Below are 2,383 nucleotides of genomic sequence, written 5' to 3' on the forward strand. Positions count from 1 at the left end.
TAGATAATGAGGTGGATGTAGAACCAATTTATTTATTAAAAATGATTTGTCCCAGCACCAGTCACATTCACGCTACGCGAGTACCGCCAACGGTAACCTCAGCACGAGAAGCAATTACTTGGGTGAATTGGGATACTGATCCCGAAGAGTTTGCGGTGGAAACATGATCAAAACTCAAATCCTAGAAGCAATCAAGCAGATGCCAAATGTGGAAAGGTTGGAGATTATTGAGTTTGCTTTGCAACTCCTCCGTGATAATCTAATGTAGAACAGGCATCCTGCCTGTTAATGGCAGGCAAGATGCCTGCCCTACAACTCGGTATAATATTTTTTTTTAAGCAAAGGGGATTTTGGTACTCCTCTGTTAGGGGTGGGTAGTTTACCTCATCGCTACAATTGTTGCAAGTAGCTCAACAAATCAGCCATTTCCTGGGGATGAGGTTGAAACTTTGGCATGGGAGGTGTCTCACCACTAGTCACCTGCTCAATTAACCCAATCTTCGACTTTCGCTGAGAAACATGTTGCAAACTTGGTCCCACCAATCCTGCTGCTTCCACTCCATGACACCCAGCACAGTTAATCTCAAAAATAGCATGACCTCGCGCTGAATCCCCATTCAAGGACAAAATACTTTGAAAATAAGGATCGGAAACCCGCATGACATGGAAACTGACGACGATTGCGCCAATTACCAGCACTAGCGCTACGGCTACGATGGCAATCCTCCGAATTAGGATTTCAGGTTGGGCAAGCTGATTCTCCAAGAGATCTCCTGACAGGTTGAGAATTTGTGAAGTGTTTTTAGTTAATTAAGATCGCACTGAGACACAGATGGAGTTACTCAAGAGAGTAATATTGTAACAGGTTGTCTAGAAATATGTCGATTCATAAACATAGCTTAAAATTGTTTGCTTAAATTAGCAAGTTAAATCTGCCCATTCCCTTGGGCTTTAAGAAATCGCAATCCTCTAAAGAGGTTGATCTCTGTCGTCTATAGCACTTTGGTCATCCAGCTAGTAGGATGAGAAACAGGTAAAACAAAACTTAGTCTTAGGAGAACTACCGTGGTTGAACCCCTGCTATCAGGAATCGTACTTGGCTTAATTGCCGTCACCCTCTCTGGGTTATTTTTCGCCGCCTACATGCAGTACAAGCGTGGCGATCAACTCGGTATCAAATAAAGGGGCTAGGGGCTAGGGGGAAGAGAGTTTTGAGTTTTGAGTTTTGAGTTAAAATGCTCCTACTCCCCACTCCCTACTCCCCACTCCCTACTCCCTTCTCCCCACTCCTCACTCCCTACTCCCTACTCCCTACTCCCCACTCCCCTAATTCCCGACGATAGAAGGTTACAGCAGTATTACCGTAGACTTTCTGACGGGATATTTCCAAAGTGGGAATCGCGATGCCTCTGGCTGGCGTTGCCATCCCACTCCAGTAATGAGTACTATGTTCTACAGCAAGTTCACCTTCATCAGCAAGAAGCTGATACTTTGCGATCGCATCTAACACGGGTTGATATAAGTCGCTAGCATAAGGCGGATCGAAATAAATCCGGTCAAACTTTTCACCAGCAAGGCTTTTCAACCGCACCACCACATCTCCTCGCAATACCTGAAACTCTTGCCCCGGTTGCGCTACCATTTCCCAGTTCTGTTGAACGACCGAGCATGATTTGCTCCATTTGTCAATCCCTACTACTAAAGAAGCCCCACGGCAGAGTGCTTCTGCACCCATGGACCCCGCACCTGTGCAGAGATCTAGCCAGCGACAATTTGCGATCGCACCTTGCCAAATATTAAATACCGCCTCTCGCACCCGTGCAGGTGTAGGGCGAATAGTTTGTCCGGGGATAGTTTTTAACTGGCGATTACCGTAAATTCTCATTATTATTAAATCGCGCCATTATCCTGAGATTCATAGAATAGCGATTCTCTACTAGCTGGTACTCGCCAATCTTGATTTTGACCGCCAATTACTAATCTTTCGATATTGACATATTCCTTAGACAACTGTTTGAGGGCATTAATCAAAACATCAATTGCGATTGCATCAGAGGTTCCCAAATCAAACCAGCAGCGTCCCCAACTCCCTTCATACTCAAATTCACTTTTATTGTGCATCAGCGCCATCAAAGTAGTATCTTCTTGTGAATCCTCATACTCCATATCGCTGATTTGAACACCCACCTCCTGTACCTGAAGATTTTCCGCATTAAACCCTCCCAATTTCCCCAGGTAAAACCAAGAGTTGAAGACTTCTTCAACGTATTCCCTTTCCATTGACGAAGGAACAGTACTAAACTCTAACCAAATCCACACATCAAAAGGGTTATACTCGCGGAACAGTACTTGCATAATCGTTAACGGTTCTACAGACCTCGAC

Annotated in this window: 4 protein-coding genes and 1 pseudogene; 2 read left to right on the forward strand and 3 right to left on the reverse strand. The window is 44.8% G+C overall.

Features of this window, described 5'->3' with window-relative positions:
* Positions 1-167 (forward strand): annotated as a pseudogene (locus NJ959_RS30995) (DUF6745 domain-containing protein); the annotation flags it as partial.
* Between the two features lie 223 nt (positions 168-390).
* Here NJ959_RS30995 and NJ959_RS28590 read toward each other — a convergent pair.
* Positions 391-765 (reverse strand): c-type cytochrome, encoded by a 375-nt coding sequence (locus NJ959_RS28590; protein ID WP_254015152.1) that lies wholly within the window; start codon positions 763-765, stop codon positions 391-393.
* Between the two features lie 300 nt (positions 766-1,065).
* On the opposite strand from NJ959_RS28590, the gene petG reads away from it, so the two are divergent.
* Entirely contained in the window at positions 1,066-1,182 is a 117-nt protein-coding gene (gene petG / locus NJ959_RS28595; RefSeq protein WP_254015153.1) for a cytochrome b6-f complex subunit V, read from the forward strand.
* A gap of 115 nt (positions 1,183-1,297) precedes the next feature.
* Here petG and rsmD read toward each other — a convergent pair whose 3' ends face one another.
* Positions 1,298-1,885 (reverse strand): 16S rRNA (guanine(966)-N(2))-methyltransferase RsmD, encoded by a 588-nt coding sequence (rsmD, locus tag NJ959_RS28600; RefSeq protein ID WP_254015154.1) that lies wholly within the window; start codon positions 1,883-1,885, stop codon positions 1,298-1,300.
* Between the two features lie 5 nt (positions 1,886-1,890).
* Positions 1,891-2,355 (reverse strand): DUF3531 family protein, encoded by a 465-nt coding sequence (locus NJ959_RS28605; RefSeq protein WP_254015155.1) that lies wholly within the window; start codon positions 2,353-2,355, stop codon positions 1,891-1,893.
* Positions 2,356-2,383: the final 28 nt, after the last annotated feature.

It is taken from the genome of Limnofasciculus baicalensis BBK-W-15 (assembly GCF_024178385.1).
GTDB lineage: Bacteria > Cyanobacteriota > Cyanobacteriia > Cyanobacteriales > Coleofasciculaceae > Limnofasciculus > Limnofasciculus baicalensis.

What these genes read in the sequence shown, in the direction of transcription:
- rsmD (WP_254015154.1), bottom strand. Translation starts at nt 1,885, where the DNA reads ATGAGAATTTACGGTAATCGCCAGTTAAAAACTATCCCCGGACAAACT.
- NJ959_RS28605 (WP_254015155.1), bottom strand. Translation starts at nt 2,355, where the DNA reads ATGCAAGTACTGTTCCGCGAGTATAACCCTTTTGATGTGTGGATTTGG.